General features: G+C 38.5%; 16 protein-coding genes. 2 read left to right on the forward strand and 14 right to left on the reverse strand.

Going from position 1 to position 17461, the window contains the following annotated elements:
- Positions 1-28: 28 nt before the first annotated feature.
- Entirely contained in the window at positions 29-3760 is a 3732-nt protein-coding gene (locus ACI6MV_RS20290) for a family 43 glycosylhydrolase (RefSeq protein ID WP_407272147.1), read from the forward strand.
- A gap of 245 nt (positions 3761-4005) precedes the next feature.
- Here ACI6MV_RS20290 and ACI6MV_RS20295 read toward each other — a convergent pair whose 3' ends face one another.
- From ACI6MV_RS20295 to ACI6MV_RS20345, 11 genes are all read right to left on the reverse strand, one after another.
- Positions 4006-4209: a hypothetical protein gene (locus tag ACI6MV_RS20295; protein ID WP_407272148.1), complete on the reverse strand. Its 204-nt coding sequence runs from the start codon at positions 4207-4209 to the stop codon at positions 4006-4008.
- A gap of 121 nt (positions 4210-4330) precedes the next feature.
- Positions 4331-5044 (reverse strand): GntR family transcriptional regulator, encoded by a 714-nt coding sequence (locus ACI6MV_RS20300; RefSeq protein ID WP_407272162.1) that lies wholly within the window; start codon positions 5042-5044, stop codon positions 4331-4333.
- Positions 5045-5053: 9 nt separating this feature from the next.
- The gene (locus ACI6MV_RS20305; RefSeq protein WP_407272149.1) at positions 5054-6070 is read right to left on the reverse strand and encodes a sugar kinase; all 1017 of its coding nucleotides are present in this window, start codon (positions 6068-6070) and stop codon (positions 5054-5056) included.
- Positions 6063-6818 (reverse strand): 2-dehydro-3-deoxy-phosphogluconate aldolase, encoded by a 756-nt coding sequence (gene dagF / locus ACI6MV_RS20310; protein ID WP_407272150.1) that lies wholly within the window; start codon positions 6816-6818, stop codon positions 6063-6065. Before dagF ends, ACI6MV_RS20305 begins: the two co-directional genes overlap by 8 nt.
- Positions 6818-7918, reverse strand: coding sequence for a DgaE family pyridoxal phosphate-dependent ammonia lyase (locus tag ACI6MV_RS20315; RefSeq protein ID WP_407272151.1), 1101 nt, complete (start codon positions 7916-7918; stop codon positions 6818-6820). The genes dagF and ACI6MV_RS20315 overlap by 1 nt, the downstream gene beginning before the upstream one ends.
- Positions 7884-8996 carry an amidohydrolase/deacetylase family metallohydrolase gene (locus ACI6MV_RS20320; protein WP_407272152.1) on the reverse strand — a complete coding sequence of 371 codons (1113 nt, stop codon included), beginning with the start codon at positions 8994-8996 and terminating at the stop codon, positions 7884-7886. Before ACI6MV_RS20320 ends, ACI6MV_RS20315 begins: the two co-directional genes overlap by 35 nt.
- A gap of 235 nt (positions 8997-9231) precedes the next feature.
- The gene (locus ACI6MV_RS20325) at positions 9232-10059 is read right to left on the reverse strand and encodes an ABC transporter ATP-binding protein (protein WP_407272153.1); all 828 of its coding nucleotides are present in this window, start codon (positions 10057-10059) and stop codon (positions 9232-9234) included.
- Positions 10060-11091 (reverse strand): FecCD family ABC transporter permease, encoded by a 1032-nt coding sequence (locus ACI6MV_RS20330; RefSeq protein ID WP_407272154.1) that lies wholly within the window; start codon positions 11089-11091, stop codon positions 10060-10062.
- Positions 11088-12125: a FecCD family ABC transporter permease gene (locus ACI6MV_RS20335; RefSeq protein ID WP_407272155.1), complete on the reverse strand. Its 1038-nt coding sequence runs from the start codon at positions 12123-12125 to the stop codon at positions 11088-11090. Before ACI6MV_RS20335 ends, ACI6MV_RS20330 begins: the two co-directional genes overlap by 4 nt.
- Positions 12118-13221, reverse strand: a complete 1104-nt coding sequence (locus ACI6MV_RS20340) for an iron-siderophore ABC transporter substrate-binding protein (RefSeq protein WP_407272156.1) — start codon at positions 13219-13221, stop codon at positions 12118-12120. Before ACI6MV_RS20340 ends, ACI6MV_RS20335 begins: the two co-directional genes overlap by 8 nt.
- A 308-nt stretch (positions 13222-13529) precedes the next feature.
- Positions 13530-14579 (reverse strand): NAD(P)/FAD-dependent oxidoreductase, encoded by a 1050-nt coding sequence (locus ACI6MV_RS20345; RefSeq protein WP_407272157.1) that lies wholly within the window; start codon positions 14577-14579, stop codon positions 13530-13532.
- Between the two features lie 476 nt (positions 14580-15055).
- On the opposite strand from ACI6MV_RS20345, the gene ACI6MV_RS20350 reads away from it, so the two are divergent.
- A complete protein-coding gene (locus tag ACI6MV_RS20350; protein ID WP_407272158.1) occupies positions 15056-15319 on the forward strand; it encodes a hypothetical protein in 264 nt (87 codons plus the stop codon).
- Positions 15320-15570: 251 nt separating this feature from the next.
- Here ACI6MV_RS20350 and ACI6MV_RS20355 read toward each other — a convergent pair whose 3' ends face one another.
- The 3 genes from ACI6MV_RS20355 to ACI6MV_RS20365 all read right to left on the reverse strand — a co-directional run bounded on the left by ACI6MV_RS20355 (position 15571) and on the right by ACI6MV_RS20365 (position 17203).
- Entirely contained in the window at positions 15571-15693 is a 123-nt protein-coding gene (locus ACI6MV_RS20355) for a DUF6254 family protein (protein ID WP_407272159.1), read from the reverse strand.
- Positions 15694-15713: 20 nt separating this feature from the next.
- Positions 15714-15881, reverse strand: coding sequence for a hypothetical protein (locus ACI6MV_RS20360; RefSeq protein ID WP_407272160.1), 168 nt, complete (start codon positions 15879-15881; stop codon positions 15714-15716).
- Between the two features lie 248 nt (positions 15882-16129).
- A complete protein-coding gene (locus ACI6MV_RS20365; protein ID WP_407272161.1) occupies positions 16130-17203 on the reverse strand; it encodes a type I restriction endonuclease in 1074 nt (357 codons plus the stop codon).
- Between the last annotated feature and the right edge of the window lie 258 nt (positions 17204-17461).

A 17461-nucleotide genomic window follows, 5' to 3' on the forward strand; every position in this document is an offset into this window, starting at 1 on the left:
CAGTCTAATAAAAGGATGGAGGAACATGATGAAGAGAGTAATAGCAATGTTCATGATAATGTTACTTTTTGCAGGATCCTTTAACATTCCGATTGATGTTGAGGCGGCAGAACCTACGATGGACGGTCATGGATTAATGGGTGAATTCTTTAAAGTTACTCCAAACCCTGATGACCGAGAGGATATACGTGTATTTACGTTTGATGATTTACGAGGAGAAAGGGTCATTAGTAATTTAAATGGCGATTCTTTCACAGGCACGTTTAATGAAATTACAGGATCTACTGATTATAATACAGCACGTTTTACAGGTACCATCGTACCTGAGTATACAGAAGATTATACCTTCCATATGGTAGGGGATGATGGGTTCAGAGTATGGGTTAATGATGAATTAGTTATTGATTTTTGGGAACAAAAATGGGAGGAGCCACAAGCAAGTGAGCCTATAACTTTAGAATCAGGAAAACATTACGATATTAAAGTGGAGTATTTACAAGGTTGGGGTGGTTCTTGGCTTCGTATGGAATGGGAAAGTGCCAGTCAAGAAAGAGAAATCATTCCTGAATCAGCACTCTATTTACCAATTGATCACATCATTTCTGCTGAAAAAGAAAAGTTAACGAGTGAAATTCAAAAATCCGATTATTTTATGGAGAATTTTGCAGACAGAGTGGATGAAAGTGATTTAAATGATTTGAATATAGCGAACACTACAGCAAAGGAATTACTTACCACCATTGATTCCAAAACAGTTAGTGATAGAGAAAAGGCAGATTTATTAATAGCTGCGACAGAGAGCCTTTCCATTGCTCGCGCTGATTTTATGGAAGCAATGGGAGCTACTAATTCATCTGATTTTGACAAATTTAGTAATCCGTTATACCAAGGTCAGGATCCCTTTGTGACTTATAAGGATGGGTTCTATTATTTTGTATCGTCTAGTAACTTAGACTCGAACAATAAAATTTACGTTTCCAAATCTCGTACTCTAACAGACCAAGGGGAAAAGGTCATGGTCTTTGATTCAAAGGGTACGGAAACGCGTATATTTGCTCCGGAAATCTTCTTCTTAGATGGTAAATGGTACATCTATTATTGTGCTGATTTAAAAGAATATGATTACAGACATATGGCCACTGTTATAGAGTCCGTAACCGATGATCCACAGGGTGAATATGTGAGCAAAGGTGCTTTGTATACCGGTGTAAATGGAGATTATAGACAAGCAAATGACTTCACGGTATTTGAATACAACGGGCAGCTTTATGGCGTTTGGGGTACTTTAGGACAGGGAGAACCAGTAGGACCGGCAATCGCTCCGATGGATAATCCATACACGATTACCGAAGATCGATCTGTCTTACCAGGTCACGGCGGAGAAGGCCCACGAGTATTACAAAAAGATGGGAAAGTATTTATTACCTTATCAGAAGGTGATTATCAATCGGATGGTTACAGAATGTCGTATTATATGAATACTGATGGAGATATATTGAATCAGAATTCTTGGACGCGCAAAAACGATGTATTTGTTGCAACTAGTGATGTGTCTGGCCCTGCAAGAGCAGGTTTTGTAAAATCTGTAGATGGTAAAGAGGATTGGATGATTTATCATTCTCGAGTATATAAAGAAACAACACGTAATTGGTGGCGTCAAATAAATATTAAGAAATTCGGTTGGAATGATGATGGAACACCTGATTTTGGAGAACCAGTCTCACCGTATGTTTGGCAACAACTACCTTCAGGGGATTTAGGACAAGGTGATATGTACCAAGCAGAAGAGGGAATCGTCTATGGAGATATTAATCAAGATGATAGCTATGCAAATTTTCAAGGTACAGGTTATATACATCTTCCTAAAGATGTTGGAACGGAAGCAAATTTCGTAGTAGATGCACAAGAAGCAGGTGACTATATTGTTGGTGTTCGATATGCCTATGGTGTGCAAGTAGACGGAGAATCTACTAGCAATCCTAGAACGCAATTACCTGCAAGAGCAAAAATAAATGTTTATGTAAATGGAATTCATATGAAAACAATTACTCCAGACAAAACAGCGATTAGCTGGGAAGAATGGTTTACAGCGTCCGAACGCTTGCAATTAAAAGCAGGAAAGAATGTGATTAGTTATCGCATCGATCAAGACAGTATTGGTAATGTAAATGTTGATTACTTAACAATGCATAAAGCAGATGTGCCAAATCTTGTTAAACCAACGATAACTGCAACCAATATTTCGATCAATCCAAATCAAAGCGTGTATATAGACAAAACAGTGCAGTTAAATGCTACAGTGGAGCCGGCCGATTATACGAACTCCATCATCTGGAAATCTGAAAATACAGATGTCGCAATTGTGAATTCAAATGGTATGGTAACTGGTAAAGCGGAGGGTACTGCTACTATTAAAGCAACAATTGATGGTCAAGAAGTATCCACTGTAGTAGCGGTTCACCCTAAACCAGTTGCTGTAACTTCTGTAGAAATTAATACCGAAGATGGAACAAATGAAATTAGTGAAAATGGTGGAATACTGCAATTAACAGCAGAGGTAATACCAGCTAACGCAACTGATCAATCCGTAACATGGTCGATTGCAAGCGGTTCTATGTATGCAACGATTTCAGAAACGGGACTAGTTACTGCTAAAGATAATGGAACTGTAATAATTAAAGCGACAGCTGTAACGAATCCTGAAATTACAGATACAATTAATCTATTAATCAGCAATCAGACCTTTGATGTGAGTACACTAGAAGCTTTAATTAATAACGCCAAAACTATTTCAAATGAAGATGAAACATATACAGCAAGCTCTTTTCAAGTATTACAAGATGCTATTGTGTTAGCTGAACAAGCGATAAGTACAATTGAAACTGAAAAGGAACTAGGTGTGGCAATAACTTCATTACAGAAAGCGATTGAGGGATTAAAGACATCAGAACCTGAGCCGGATCCAATAGATTTAACGGAACTAGAAGAATTACTAACAATTACGAAAGGGCTAACTAATGATGATGGGTATTACACGCAAGCATCATTCGCATTACTTCAAGAAGTTATTACACAATCCGAACTAGCTTTAAAAACAATTAGAAGCGAATCAGAATTACAAGCTGCCATTACATCCTTACAAGCAGCCTACGATGGATTAGAGACTAATGAACCAGATCCAATCGACAATGATGAGGATGCTCTTGTTATTGACGCGAATGGTGAATTTGTAGAAGTTGCTGCTGGACAGGAATATACGGTGAAAGGTACTCATGCAAGAGTGAAAATGCCTGCCGATTTACCAGTTGGTACGAAAGTCAAAGTTACAAAAGTGAATCCAAACACTGCGAATAAACAAGTGAAAGTTTCTGGTGACGTATTAGAATTCACTTTTGACTATCCATCAGGAGCAACAACACCAAACGGTTCATTTACATTAGTATTAGGATATAATGAGGACGCTGATGAAAACCTTGTAGCTATTTATTACTACAATGAAAAAACAGGAGTATGGGAACATAAAGGCGGTTCTGTAGACGAGGAAAATCAATTAATTACACTTGAAGTACCGCACTTCTCAACTTACGGCGTGTTTGTAGAAGAACGTAAAGATGAACAACCGAATACCGACGAAGATCAAGAACTCCCTGATACAGCTAGTAACCTATTTAATTGGTTATTATTCGGAGGCATCCTATTTTTCATAGGTGGCAGTTTACTTGTAATTCAACGTTACCGAGTTAGAAAAAGTAAGGAATAAAGTTGGATGGGTGTTACGTAGAATTAGGTATTAAACTAAGCAAACTGGAATGCATGTAACCATGTGTTCCAGTTTTTTTTAGCTGAAATAAGGGTTATTTACATGGAAAAATTCCTGCAATCTCTCATTAGAAGAAAACCTTTCTATCAAATGTTTTGTAAAAAAATTCTTGACTGATAGTCTTATACTTGGACTATCAGAATAGTATTTATATAATATACATCCATAGGTTGTGAAATCATTGCTTAATCCAACCGTCTGTTATCTTCTTCCTTCTGCGCTTGCCATGAGCGGATCATACTCGGGACACCAGCGGACATACTCGCAAGTAAACTCCACATTAAAAATCGCCATTCTCCAGTGAAGATGGACACGCCCAAGAAAAAGATTAACTGTCCCACAAGTGCAAACCAGGAAGCAATCCATGCAAATTTTAAATTTTGTTTCATACCAGTCCTCCTTATCTTCTTACTAATACTTATACAACCGAAAAGACGAAAAGGTTCACTTATTATTTGGATTTTTTGATAGAAAATGGAGGAAGGGGGACAGTGTACCTGTCCCTATGGTTCATTTCTCATAATTCAACACGTATTCTTGAATTTCGTTGTTATAATACCCTTCGCTATATTCGATGAGGTTATTTGTTTCATCATAAGCATAGCGGGTTCGTTTTAATAGAGTGGTGTTTGCGTCGAGCTTTAAGGCTTGTTGTGCTTCAGTTGTAGCTATAGCGACGGTAAATTTGTCGGTGAACTTTTCTAAGTCGATTCCTCGCTGCTCCACAAATTCGTATAGGGATTGTTCTTTAATATCTTCTTGTTTGATTGCTTCAACTTCCATCGATAAATAATGATGATAGTATATATATGGTTGACCGTCTAAGTGATAAAGGCGTTTAATACAGATGCAGTGTGTGCCAAATAATCGGTACAAGTTGGAGTCTTTTTCGTTCGTGAGCTGTATGATTTCCAGCAATTCTTTGTTCAGCTTATGTCCGGATTCTACTAGAAATTCAGTGAATAATTTCCCTTTAGACAGCTTCGATGATGATCGATTGCGTATAACCCTAGTTCCTTTTCCGCTTTTCTTTTCTACAAAGCCGTCATGAGCAAGTTCTTCGATAGCTTTACGGACCGTAATTTTACTAACATAAAATTCTTTTTCTAGTTGTGGCTCTGCTGGTATATTGCTATCTATCGGATAAATGCCATGTAAAATTCTATCTTTTAATATGTTTTTTATTTGTGTATATAAAGGGCCCTTTTTACGTGTAAGCTTCACATTATTCAACTACCTTTCCACATCCGCTGAACCATCTTTCATAACACGAATGATATCGTTCTCTGTAGAGAGAGGTGAATCTCCAACGATGGTGTGTGCAAGCGCGCTTGCACTAACGGCAAAATCTACCGTTTGTTGCGGTGCATATTGATTTAATTCACCATGTATTATACCACTTGAAAAAGCATCGCCTGAACCAATTCTGTCTAATACGGAAAAAGAAACTGTATTCGAAAATGTAAACGTTTGGTTCTTATACATATAACCGCTTAGCCCATGCGTTTGATTTGCATGAATGGTGCGATGAGTCCCAGCAACGATTGCAATGTTGTATTTTTCAGCAATCATCGGGATCAGTGTAGTTAGTTGTTTTTCTCGAGTCGTCTCTTCGGTGTGCATTCCAAGTGTGAGTAGAGCATCTTTTTCATTCATGAACACGATATCTGAAAGGTGAAGCATTTCTTCGTAATGGGATCTTGCTTGTTCGTAGCCATTTTCACCCCATAGGGAAGGACGATAATTACAATCAAACACAACTGTAACCTTATTCGCTTTCGCTGCTTTAGCAAGGTTTTTCATCTGCTCGCGAACGTTATCATTCATTGCGAGTGTAATGCCACAAAAATGAAAGACATCGATAGATTTTGTGATGTGTTCAAAATCATACAGAATGTCATCGGCTGTATTGAAGCTGCTTTCAAGTCTGTTTGTATACGTTACACGACTTGGGCGTACGCCGTAACCATTTTCAAGAAAGTACATGCCGATATACTGACCGTTACGATTAATAAAGGCCGATTGGATGCCGAGTTTATGTAGATAACTTGCTGCTGCTTCACCTACAGCATTAGCTGGTAGAGTGGAGACAAGATACGTTTGATGCCCTAAGTGAGATAATGCTGCTGTTACGTTTACTCCGGTACCTGAAAAGGAGTGGTTAAGACTGCTTGCTTGAGATAGCAGTTGGTAGCCTGGTACTTCTAGACGCATCATCACTTCGCCAAAAGCTGCAATTTTTTTAGGCATAGTGATCAACCAACCTTTGCATCATTGTTAGTAATTCACGTACATCAGCTAGATTTGTTTCACCAGTATCTTTATTGATGATCGAAGAATAGACATGTGGTATGACTTTTGGAACATTTGCCTCTAACGCAATGCGTAGAATTGGCTCAAAGTTTTCCTTGTCAATACCGCCAGTCGGTTCTAACCCGAATTGCTCTTCTCCGCAGGCTTTAGCAACAGCACGATATTCGGCCTCTGTGTTCAACCCTTGCATTGGGAAATACTTCAGGGCATTACCGCCCATGTCACGTACAAGCGCAATCGCTGCTTTGACTGGGACAATCGCTGCCTCTGCTGATGCGCTACTATAAGGACCAGTCGAGATGTTAACATAGCCAACTTTACCGGAAGGAGAGACAAGACTATTAATCCAGCTATCTTCATCTGCTACATTCGCTCGGGTAGTCCCTACTGCAGGGAAGACTTGATTAATATGACTACCGGGATAATACTTGGCGATTTCTGCAACAACATCCGCTTGGCGATTGTCACCAGCACCAAGCCCAATAGAAACAGCATCATCTATCGCACTTCCGTATGCTTTCATGTCAGTCACTGCAGTATCTACTGTTGGATAATTTTTAGATAGTACACCGACTAGCACATAACCTTCTGCAACTTCAAAAACTTCTTTAGCGTTTTTGATACTATTTGCTAAAACGTTTAGAGCAACTCGTTCTTTGTAAAATCGTTTTATTATCATAGACATTATTTCCCTCCTAGCAGTGCGCGTATTCTATCTGCAATGATTAATGCATCATCGCCTTTTAAGGGACGTGGATCAATATCGAAGTAGCCTTGTTTTAAGCCGTAATCTCGTGTGTAAATAGCAATTTCTCCATTCCGGAGTTGATCGTTGATGTTTATAGCAATTGCTCCAGATTCTGGATTAAATTGAATTCGCGCGCGATAGATTGCTCTGCCTGCTTCATCTTGCACAATTTTTACTTCAATTCCATTCAGATCATTTAAATCTAAAAGGGGTTGCAAGCTTTCTTTTTCTTGTTTACTTGTATCTTCTTTCGTTTGATATTCATCGATTGCTTGAAGCAGACCAAAACTCGTTTCTTTTCCAACCTTCATACTTCTTCCAATTCCGTGTAATTGTTGTTTTACCCATTCGATATACGTTTTCTTTCCTCCGACAATTCCTGAAGTAGGACCTTCGATTGCTTTTGATCCACTATAAATGGCAAGATCAGAGCATGTAACATACTTTTGCAGATCTTCTTCTGCTGCCGCATCGACAATCAATGGTACATGGTTACGCTGCGCTACTTCCCAAGCCTCTTCAACAGCGATCATATTTTTTTGGACAGTATGATGTGATTTTACGTATAAAATGGCCGCTGTGCGCTCACTGATCGCATCTTCTATATGCGCTGCTTTTCCTTCATTGGCATATCCTACTTCCAACAGGCTCCCACCACCTAAATACACCATTGTTTCTACTGGTGCACCGTACTGTACATTGTGCCCTTTAAAGGCAATAATCTGATTTGGAAAAATAGTGTCTTGATGTAAACGAAGACTCTTTCTCTGGTTCCCTCTTGTAACCATAGCCGCGACGGATAGGGCGATCCCGCTTGAAGCGGAATTAACAATCACAGCAGCTTCTGATCCGATAGTCTTTGCTACATGTTCACCAGCTTTATCTACTAAATCGGCAATCTCCACATAATTTTGGCCACCTTGTTTCATCGCTTCCATCACGGTATCAGTTGGTGCTGAAACACCAAGAATGCTCATTCTCCCACTTGCATTGATTACTCTTTTAAGCCCGTACTTCACATGTAAGGAACTTCCCATTTATAACCACTCCTTTTGGTTTTATCATTTCACTTGTTGAACGTTTATTTCCTTCTGAATCAACGAATACATCTGGTTTATTTTCAACAGCAAACAAGGTCAAATTAGCATAATCACCAACTTGTATGCGACCTAGTTGTGGTTTGTTTAGCCAATTTGCAGCATTGCTCGTGACCCCTTTAATAACATCCTCTAGTGTATATCCTAGGTAGAGGAATTTAGATAGCACATTGGCTAAACTATACACAGGTCCGTGTAATCTATTTTTTTTATAAATGTCGGTACTAATCGTGTTAAAATGAATGCCTTGGTTTTTGCTCAATTCCGCTACAGAAAAGGAAAAACTTGCGGACCCGTGCCCCACATCAAGATGAACCCCGCGTTTGATTGCGTCAATTACTTCTCGATACGGACGTCCGTCGTTATCAAAAAGATTGTTTGCTTTTCCGTTTAAAAAGTGGGTTAAAATATCTCGTTGTTCTAGAAATGGTAGAATATCTGTAATAGCTGGTGGTGCTGAACCGATATGTACCATTAATGGTAGTTTTGTAGCAGTAGACAGCTGGCGTGCAAGTCGTAAAGGTTCTAATCCATTTCTACCAACTACACTTTTACTGATTCTTGCTTTTAACCCTACAATCTTATCAGAATGGTTTGCAGCGGCTTGTAATACTTTCTCTTTATTAATCCAATCAAGATTAGATAGCTCATCAATTCTGCGAAGTCCAATATGTGAAATGTTTAGAAAAGCAAGGACGTTCGTTTGCGCATTTTTACTATTAGTAAATAAATCTGCTATTCGATCTGCACCACAACTACCAGCATCAACAATCGTCGTGACGCCTTGATTAACTCCAATTCTATCAATCTCATCACCATAAGGAGCAAAATCGGGAAATGCGTGGACATGTAAATCAATCCAACCACTAGAAATGTAAGTGCCAGTATAATCATAGATTGTTTCACCTTGACCGCATCCAGCAGCTACTACGGCTTTGATCTTACCAGCTTCAATTTCAATATCTATTTCTTCACCATTCAATCGACGAACGTTACGCAATACAAAACATGTACGCATGTAATCCTCCTAAGTGGCGTTCATTTTACTATGCTGTGAATTTAAACATTATAATGTTTAAATTTTATTGTAGCATAAATATATATAGATAAAAGCAAAACATTATAATGTTTAATATTCTTGGTAATATCGGTAGATTTCTATAGATGAGGTAACTGTAAAATGAGGGAAATGTTTTGTTCAAAATAAAAACCCCAAAATCAGATTTCACTCTAATTTTAGGGTGTAGTATATTTCACGCTTTTTGTGAGACACGCATCCCACTATTCACATGGTACCGTCCGATTGGGACAACCAGAGGAGAACCCGAAATGGGGTCTTCTATTACCGTGCAATCAAGTCCAAAAATGTCTTTTATTAATGTACTTGTAATAACTTTTGATGGCTCGCCCTGTGCCACAAGTTTTCCATTATAAAGCGCATAAATATTGTCTGCATAACGTGCGGACAAATTAATATCATGAAGTACCATGACAATGGTTGTTCCGTGTTTTCGATTCAGGTCTGAGAGTAGATCGAGGATTTCGACCTGATAAGTAATATCTAAAAAAGTTGTTGGCTCATCTAGAAAAAGAATATCCGTTTGTTGTGCTAGTGCCATTGCGATCCAGACACGTTGTCTTTGACCACCTGAAAGCTCGTCAATGTCATGGTTGGCCAGTTCTGTAATATTCATAATTTCCATCGCTTCGGCAACTGCTTCATAATCTTCTTTTGTCCAACTACTAAACAGGCCTTGATGGGGAAACCTTCCGCGCCCTACTAAATCAGCAACAGATATTCCTTCCGGGACAATCGGGGATTGTGGTAGAAGCCCTATAGTTCTTGCTAATTGTTTTGGTGGAATTTTACTAATCGGTTTACCGTCAAGGGTAACTTTTCCGGATGTAGGTTTAATAAGCCTTGCCATTGTTTTAAGAAGCGTAGATTTCCCGCAAGCATTTGCGCCAATAATCACGTTTATTTTATTACTAGGGACAGTTAAGCTAATGTCGTGGATTACCGTTTTATCATCATAGCCAGCTACGATATGTTCCGCTTGAAATATACGTTTCGGTTTCATTTACAATTCTCCCTTTCGATTCATTCGAATTAGCAAGTAGATCAGATAGGGGGCACCGATTATGCCTGTGATGATGCCGACAGGGTATCTGACGTCAAAAGCAAACTGTCCGATAAGATCTGACGCTAAAACTAAATTTGCGCCAACAAGACCTGCGGGAATGGCGTTTGAAAATCCAACGCCGACTAGTCTTTTCGCGATTGGTCCCGATAGGAAAGCTACAAAGGCAATTGGTCCTGTAACTGCTGTTGCCAATGCAATAATGAAGACAGCACTTAAAATAAGTGCAATTCTAGTTTTGTCGGTATTCACACCTAAAGAAATTGCTGATTGTTCTCCAAGTTCCAATATGCTTAGATGTTTGCCCAACATGATAATGATCGGTGCAAACACCAAAACCGCTATAACAAGAGATGGAAGTTCATCCATTTGCGAGCCATTCAGGCTACCGGTAAGCCATCTGAGCGCTGCCGGAATATCTTGTTGTTTTCCTACTAGTAGAATATAAGATATTAAGGCGTTAAGCATAGCCTGTATACCGATACCGACTAAGATAATGCGACCGATCGAAAATGTCTTGCCTCTAGAAAATAGATAGATGAATAGGACGGTTGCAAGCCCAGCAACCACCGAAGCAATCGAAACAATTGTATCACTTGTATGTAAAATAACGATGCAAAAAACAGCTGCCGCACTTGATCCAGTTGTGATTCCAATTACATTCGGGTTGGCGAGCGGATTTCGCAACATCGTCTGGAACGTGTTTCCGCCAATGCCGAAAGCAAATCCTGCAAATAGACCAGCTAGCATTCTTGGCAGACGGATGTTATTTACAGCAAAATCTACGCCTTTGATTTCTTCTCCTAAAAGCGTTCGGAGTACTTGGCCTATTGGATAAATGGTGTTACCCAATATAAGCATCACGCAGCATAGTGCAATTAAAAGTGCCGAAAGTAAGCTAGTTACAAGTACCCAACGGCGACGTCTTTGGTTAATTCCGTTTATTATAGTTTCAACAGATGAATTCTTCATAATGAACGCACTTTCACTTTCCTAGCAAGTATGATTAGGATCGGGGCCCCTATAAATGCTGTCACAACACCAACCTCAAGCTCTCCTGGGCTGCCGAGAAGCCTTCCTGCTACATCTGAAATCGTTAAAATGATAGCTCCAGCAAAAGCTGACATCGGGATAATATACCGATTATCAGGACCAAGAATAAGGCGTATAACATGCGTGGATAGTAAACCGATAAATCCAATTGGCCCTGCAAGTGCAGTAGCTGCACCACATAATAAAACAGCTGCTAAAGCCGCTATAAATCTTAATACGCCTGTTCGAACACCAAGCCCTGTTGCAACCTCATCACCTAGTGCTAATGCATTGAGCGCTGCGGTAGAGATGATGCCTAATAAAATTCCGATAACTAGAAACGGGATAAACGTAGTAATTGTGCTCCAATTTGCCGATCCTACACTACCAACTTGCCAGAACCTGAATTGGTCCATCACGTAGGAGCGTGGAATCATAATCGCAATAACAAGCGATGATAGGGCAGCGCTTGTCGCTGCGCCCGCTAAAACAAGCTTAAGAGGCGTAGCACCGCCACGCCCCATAGAGCCAATTCCGAAAACGAATACAGCAGTGATCATTGCACCAGCCAAAGCAAACCAAATATATTGATAGGCAGTGCTTATATTTAGAAATGCAATTCCACTAACAACAAACAAGGATGCACCTGTGTTTACACCGAGTATGCTAGGATCTGCAATCGGATTACGCGTGACCGCTTGCATCAGTGCACCAGAAACACCAAGTGCAGCACCACAAAATAAACTGAAAACGGTTCTGGAAACACGTTTTCGTACTACGTTTGCTTCGTAAGAATCTATATTACTATGAAACAATCCATCTATTAATTCATTAAATCTTATCGGCCTAGAGCCAAACACGAGAGATGCAATCACACTTAAGGCTAATAATATTAAACATAGCACAAGTACCGCGAAAAAGTGCCGCGGTACATGTGGTTTTTGAAAGTTTTTTGTATCTGCTGAACTATTCATTTACCTTTTCAATAGCTCCTCCAATTAATTCTAGATACTGATCAATCGTATATTCAATTGCAAGTGGATTCGGGTTTCCAGATGCTGCTAAAGGTGTGTTGTTTCCAATAAATACAACAGAACCTCTTTCGATCGCTGGAATTTTTCCAAGTAATGGATCTTGTTTCACTGCTTCGTATAAACTTTCATCACCATATCCAATCAGGATGTCAGCATCATTTAATACGTCAGCGTTTTCGGCACTTAACGACATGTAGAAGCTATCTGGATCTGTCATCTCGTTGACAAGACTTTCCGGGTATTCCATGCCAAGCTCAATTAGGAACGCTCCACGTGGATCGGCAGGTGTATAAATGGATATTTTAGATAAGTCATCTGCAGAGAAGTTTGCAAAAGCAACTTTTAATCCTTCCATTTCAGGATATTCACTAGCTTTTTCCTGGATAAGACTCTCTGTATCTGCAATAAGTTGTTCGCCTTCAGATTTCATGCCCATACCTGTTGCATTTAACATGACTTGCTCACGCCATGTGGTTACCCAGGGACCAGTTTTATAAGGGACAACTGGAGCAATTTCACTTAGTATATCATAGTCTTCTTGTGTGATCCCGGAGTATCCTGCAAGAATGACATCTGGGTTTGAATCGGAAATAGCTTCAAAATCAAGGCCATCTGTATCTTGGTAAATGTTCGGTTCCTCTACACCAAGCTCATCGAGTTTTTCCTTTGTCCAAGGCAACAAACCACTGTCGTCCTGTACACCATAATTGGCTGCTGAGAATCCTACAGGAACAACACCAAGCGCAAGTGCAACATCGTGATTCGCCCATTGTATAGTAGCAACACGTTCAGGTTTACTGTCAATTACTGTTTCGCCAAAAGCATGCTCGATTACGATTGGATATTCGGAAGCTTCTTCATTTGCAGCTGTATCTGTTTCGGTATTTTCTGTGTTTTCTTCTGTGTTAGCTGCATTATTCTCTTCTTCTGGTGTCGATGCTGAGTCTGCTTCTTCAGCCGCGCAACCAAATAATAGTAGTGTGCTAATAGCCATAATAACTAAAGCTGTAAATGAAATTTTACGTTTTGCGTTCATCTGTGTAACCATCCTTTTTTAAAAATATATTTATGTAACTGCCTGTTCTGATTAATAAAAGCTTAATACATAGACGCTCATGATCGTGAACAGAAGTGAGATTTCAATTGGGTGTATCTAATTGAAAACGATTCTCATTATCAATGATAGATTCTCATTGATAAATTGTCAATGAAAATTTTGAATAGTTGTCATTTGTTTTACCCAACTCACTTATGCCACTATGCACACCACTTATAATTTTCGACGATTTACTAAGGTGGTGCGAAGGTAGAAAAACATGTATGGTGCTTATCAAAAGTCTTCTGTTAATTTTCTAACTGCTTTACCAATTCTTTGTTTTTCTCTTTAAAAAGTTCATTATGAGAGGAAACCATCGCATACTCGCCAGCATCTGGCTGAACAAATTGTTTAGCGCTGTTTACAGCATTAATAGCATCTTGAAAAGCACCTGCAATTAGGCCAACTTTACCGTCATAAGTAAGAATATCGCCTGCTGCAAATAAGCCCTCCACAGAGGATTGCCCTTTTGAAGTGCATGCAATGTTGTAATCATTGACTCTTTTAATATCCAAGCTACAATTATTAAATAATTCAGCATCACGTTCATAACCATGGTTGATGATAACATCATCGATAGGCAGGTTAATGATTTCACCTGTCTGGTCGTTCGTTAATTCTACACTTTCGATGGACGCTTGGTTATCATGTGCATTCAATTTGGTAATCGATGTATTATAGAAGCACTTAGCCGAACTTTTATGCAGAAGTTCCACTTGTGCTTCATGACCTTTCAAGCCGTCTTTTCTATAAGTGAGATAAACTTGTTTGGCAAAAGGTAATAATTCAACAGCCCAATCAATTGCCGAATTACCTCCACCTGAAATAATCACCGTTTTATCTTTGTATTGATGTAAGGATTTAACGATGTATTGTAAATTAGATGCCTCATATCGTTCAGCACCTTCCAATTTAAGCTTCTGTGGCTTCAAAATCCCTGCACCAATCGCGACAACAACTGTTTTGGAGTAGTGTTTCTGCCCTGATTCACCGTGTAACACGAAGGTTTTATCTTGATTTTGCTCGATTTTCACCACTTTTTCATTCAAAACAACAGTCGGATCGAATGTTAGTCCTTGTGTAGTTAGTTGATCTATAAGCTGTTGGCCTGTAACAGGAGTTAATCCGCCGATATCCCAAATCATTTTTTGAGGGTAGACATGTATTTTTCCGCCTAGTTTTGGCTGAAATTCAATGATTTTTGTTTTCATGGACCGAAGCCCACTATAAAAAGCAGAATATAATCCTGCAGGGCCGCTGCCGATAATGGTCACATCATACAATTCATGATTCTCCATTTGATTATCCCCCTTTTTCAGTTTTATATTGTTTGTGGAACTTTATGAGTACGAATATATGTCTTAGTACAATAAATTGTGGTGTTTTGTTGATAATTCGTAGTTGATAATGATTTTCAATATCAACAGTATCTTAACATAGAATAAAGATGATAACAATTGGAATTTTGAATTATTAGAAATTTATGATGGTAAAATACAGGTGTGAAATCTTACTGGATATATGGAGGGTTTTGAAAGCGGTGGCGATGAATGTAAAGGGAAGGTTTAAGGGATGCAGGAGGCTAAATTACTAAAGAAAAGTAATGACAATAGGGGATGTGATATTGTTATCATGCTTAATTCATTTATGCCTATTTTCATAAAACTGTTTTCCAGAGTCTCATGAGCCTAATGACAAATTAAAGCGTAAGTAAACAATGAAGACGCTCATTAAGTGTTAGTTAATGTATAATTAACAACAAGGGGGTAGGAAAATGTCAGACTCAAGATTAGACAGAATAGAAAGTATGATAACTCAATTAGTTTCAATGGTTGGGAACATTCAAAATCAACAACAAGATATAATCAGAAGATTAGATAGGATGACTGAAACGCCAGATAATATAGAACAAAAACGCGAAACTCATCATAATGAGATTAACAAACACATGCAGGTACTTAAGGCAGATCAGGATTTCATCTGGGAAAAAGCTGCTCGAAACGAACGGGAGATTGCAAGGATAAAAAGTAAATTGTAAAAAATCATTATTTTATTAGTCCCTCGGCTCACATTGAAATGCATCTTAAATTAGACGTATCGCTATCACCTTCATATTAGTACAATCCCCTAATTTTTCTTATAACACCATTTAGCTAATGAAGAGCAAGATATAGACTTACATTAAAAGGACAGTTGGGATTAACCTAACTGCCCTTTACTAATTGTAAGAGATGTTTCGACAAAAGGATTATCTGGGATCCCTTGTCCGTTGTCTTCACAGGATCTACCTTACTTCTTTTCTTTCCCAGCGTCTTCTGCTAGCTTTTCGAATGTATCAACTTTCCCATGTGGATTTTGTGATTCTTTTCTGCCACGCCATTCTCGTTCTTGTTGTCGTTGTGATTTAGACATGATTTACGCTCCTTTTAAAATTAATCAGTGCTTCGTAGTTCACGTTTTTTCTTCGCTTGTTCTTTGTGGACACGATTCGCAGCAGCACTGCCGCCAATCTCTTTAGAGAATTCTGAGTCTGTTTTAGCAGAATCAAACCCTTGCTTGTTTTTTTGCTGTGGGTCATTTTTCTTTGTGCGCTTTGCCATGGGATAACCTCCTTTTTTTTGGGGGGAGTGGTTTGTGATTAATTTGCATTAAAAAGAGGTAGAATATACATGTTGAAAATGCTTATTTTTATTTCATTACACTATAGAACGAGGATCCATATTGTTATGGTGTATTAATGTCAGACACCCTAAAATTTTGAATATCACATGTTAACAAAGACCAAATAACGGCCAAAAAAAGAAGTTGAACCACAAATCCCGGTTCAACTTCTTCTCATCAGACTAGATCAATTAGCAACCAAATCAAAGTTCTTTGCAACTTCTATCATTTTGTCTTTGTATTTCATTATTTCAGAAACCCTTTCTATGTTATATGTTGTTTTCTGGCTATCGTTGAATTGCACGTATTTCTTGGAATTATCCAGCCCCAGTCTGCAAACCCATTTACGGATGGAGTCGTCGAGTAGGATGTTGAAATAGCTCTTGTTGTCTCTGTAGAAGACGCGTTCTTCGTCAACTATATCAGACAAGATTAGCCTGGCAATTGTATATCCTTGAATTTCCTCTTCGGTTGTAATGATTCCCTTGCCAATTTCCTCTTCGTTAGACGGCTCTTTAGTCTCTTCTTCAGGCTCATGCTCAACAGTGGTTGATTTAAGTGCTGCGTTTAACTTTTCGCTAACTAATTCATTTAAAAATTGCTTCATCGATTTCTTAATAATTGGGGTGAATTGGTCTAAGACATTTTTTGTTTTTCTGCCTTCGTAGACATTGTTCAGTATGAAGGTAATAAATTCTTCGGTGGGCTCATCCCATACATCAGATAGGAAGGTCTTCACTTTATTTGTATATTTTAGGTCAGAAGCAGTGCTGAAGATATTCTCTAAGTCAAAACTATCTTTTTTGAATTTGGCCAGCTCGTTAATACTACTATCTTTTAAATCCAACAGATCAAATTCAAAGAATGGGAAACTGTCCATTTTATTTTGCTCTTCTAAGTCGGTGTAAAATCTATATGTGATCCCGTTCGTTAAAATAGAAAATTTAGCGGAGGATGTACCAAAATATCGGAATAATTGCGAATCATGCTTATTTAACTTTTCACTAATTGCTTTCGCCTCAATCAAAATAACCGGTAATCCGTTTTCCATAATTGCGTAGTCGACCTTTTCACCTTTCTTAATACCGACATCGGCTATGTATTCCGGCGTAAATTCTTCTGGGTTAAATACGTCATACCCGAGGATTTGAAAAAAAGGCATAATTACACTTGTCTTGGTAGCCTCTTCCGTTGAGATATTCTCCTTAATCTTATGCACACGCTTTGATAATGAAGCAAGCTTTTCCTTGAACTCTGACATTACAATTCCTCCTAAAGTTTATTAAAAAACCACACAAAAAATAGTTGTGTGGTTATCTTGATGAATGCATTTCAAGGGCGATCATGTGAGATTATTTAGTGATGTTATTATAGGTGATGGAACTTCATTAATAAACAAAAATCTATGATTTGAATTTCTAACAATTTCTTCCTCTATATGTATTTCTTCATAGATTTAAAAATACCTTTTATTTACTATATTTTTAAGGTATTTGATCTTTGTTGTATCTGATACTTA

The sequence above is a fragment of the Radiobacillus sp. PE A8.2 genome (genome assembly GCF_045635475.1).
GTDB lineage: Bacteria > Bacillota > Bacilli > Bacillales > Amphibacillaceae > JBJGXI01.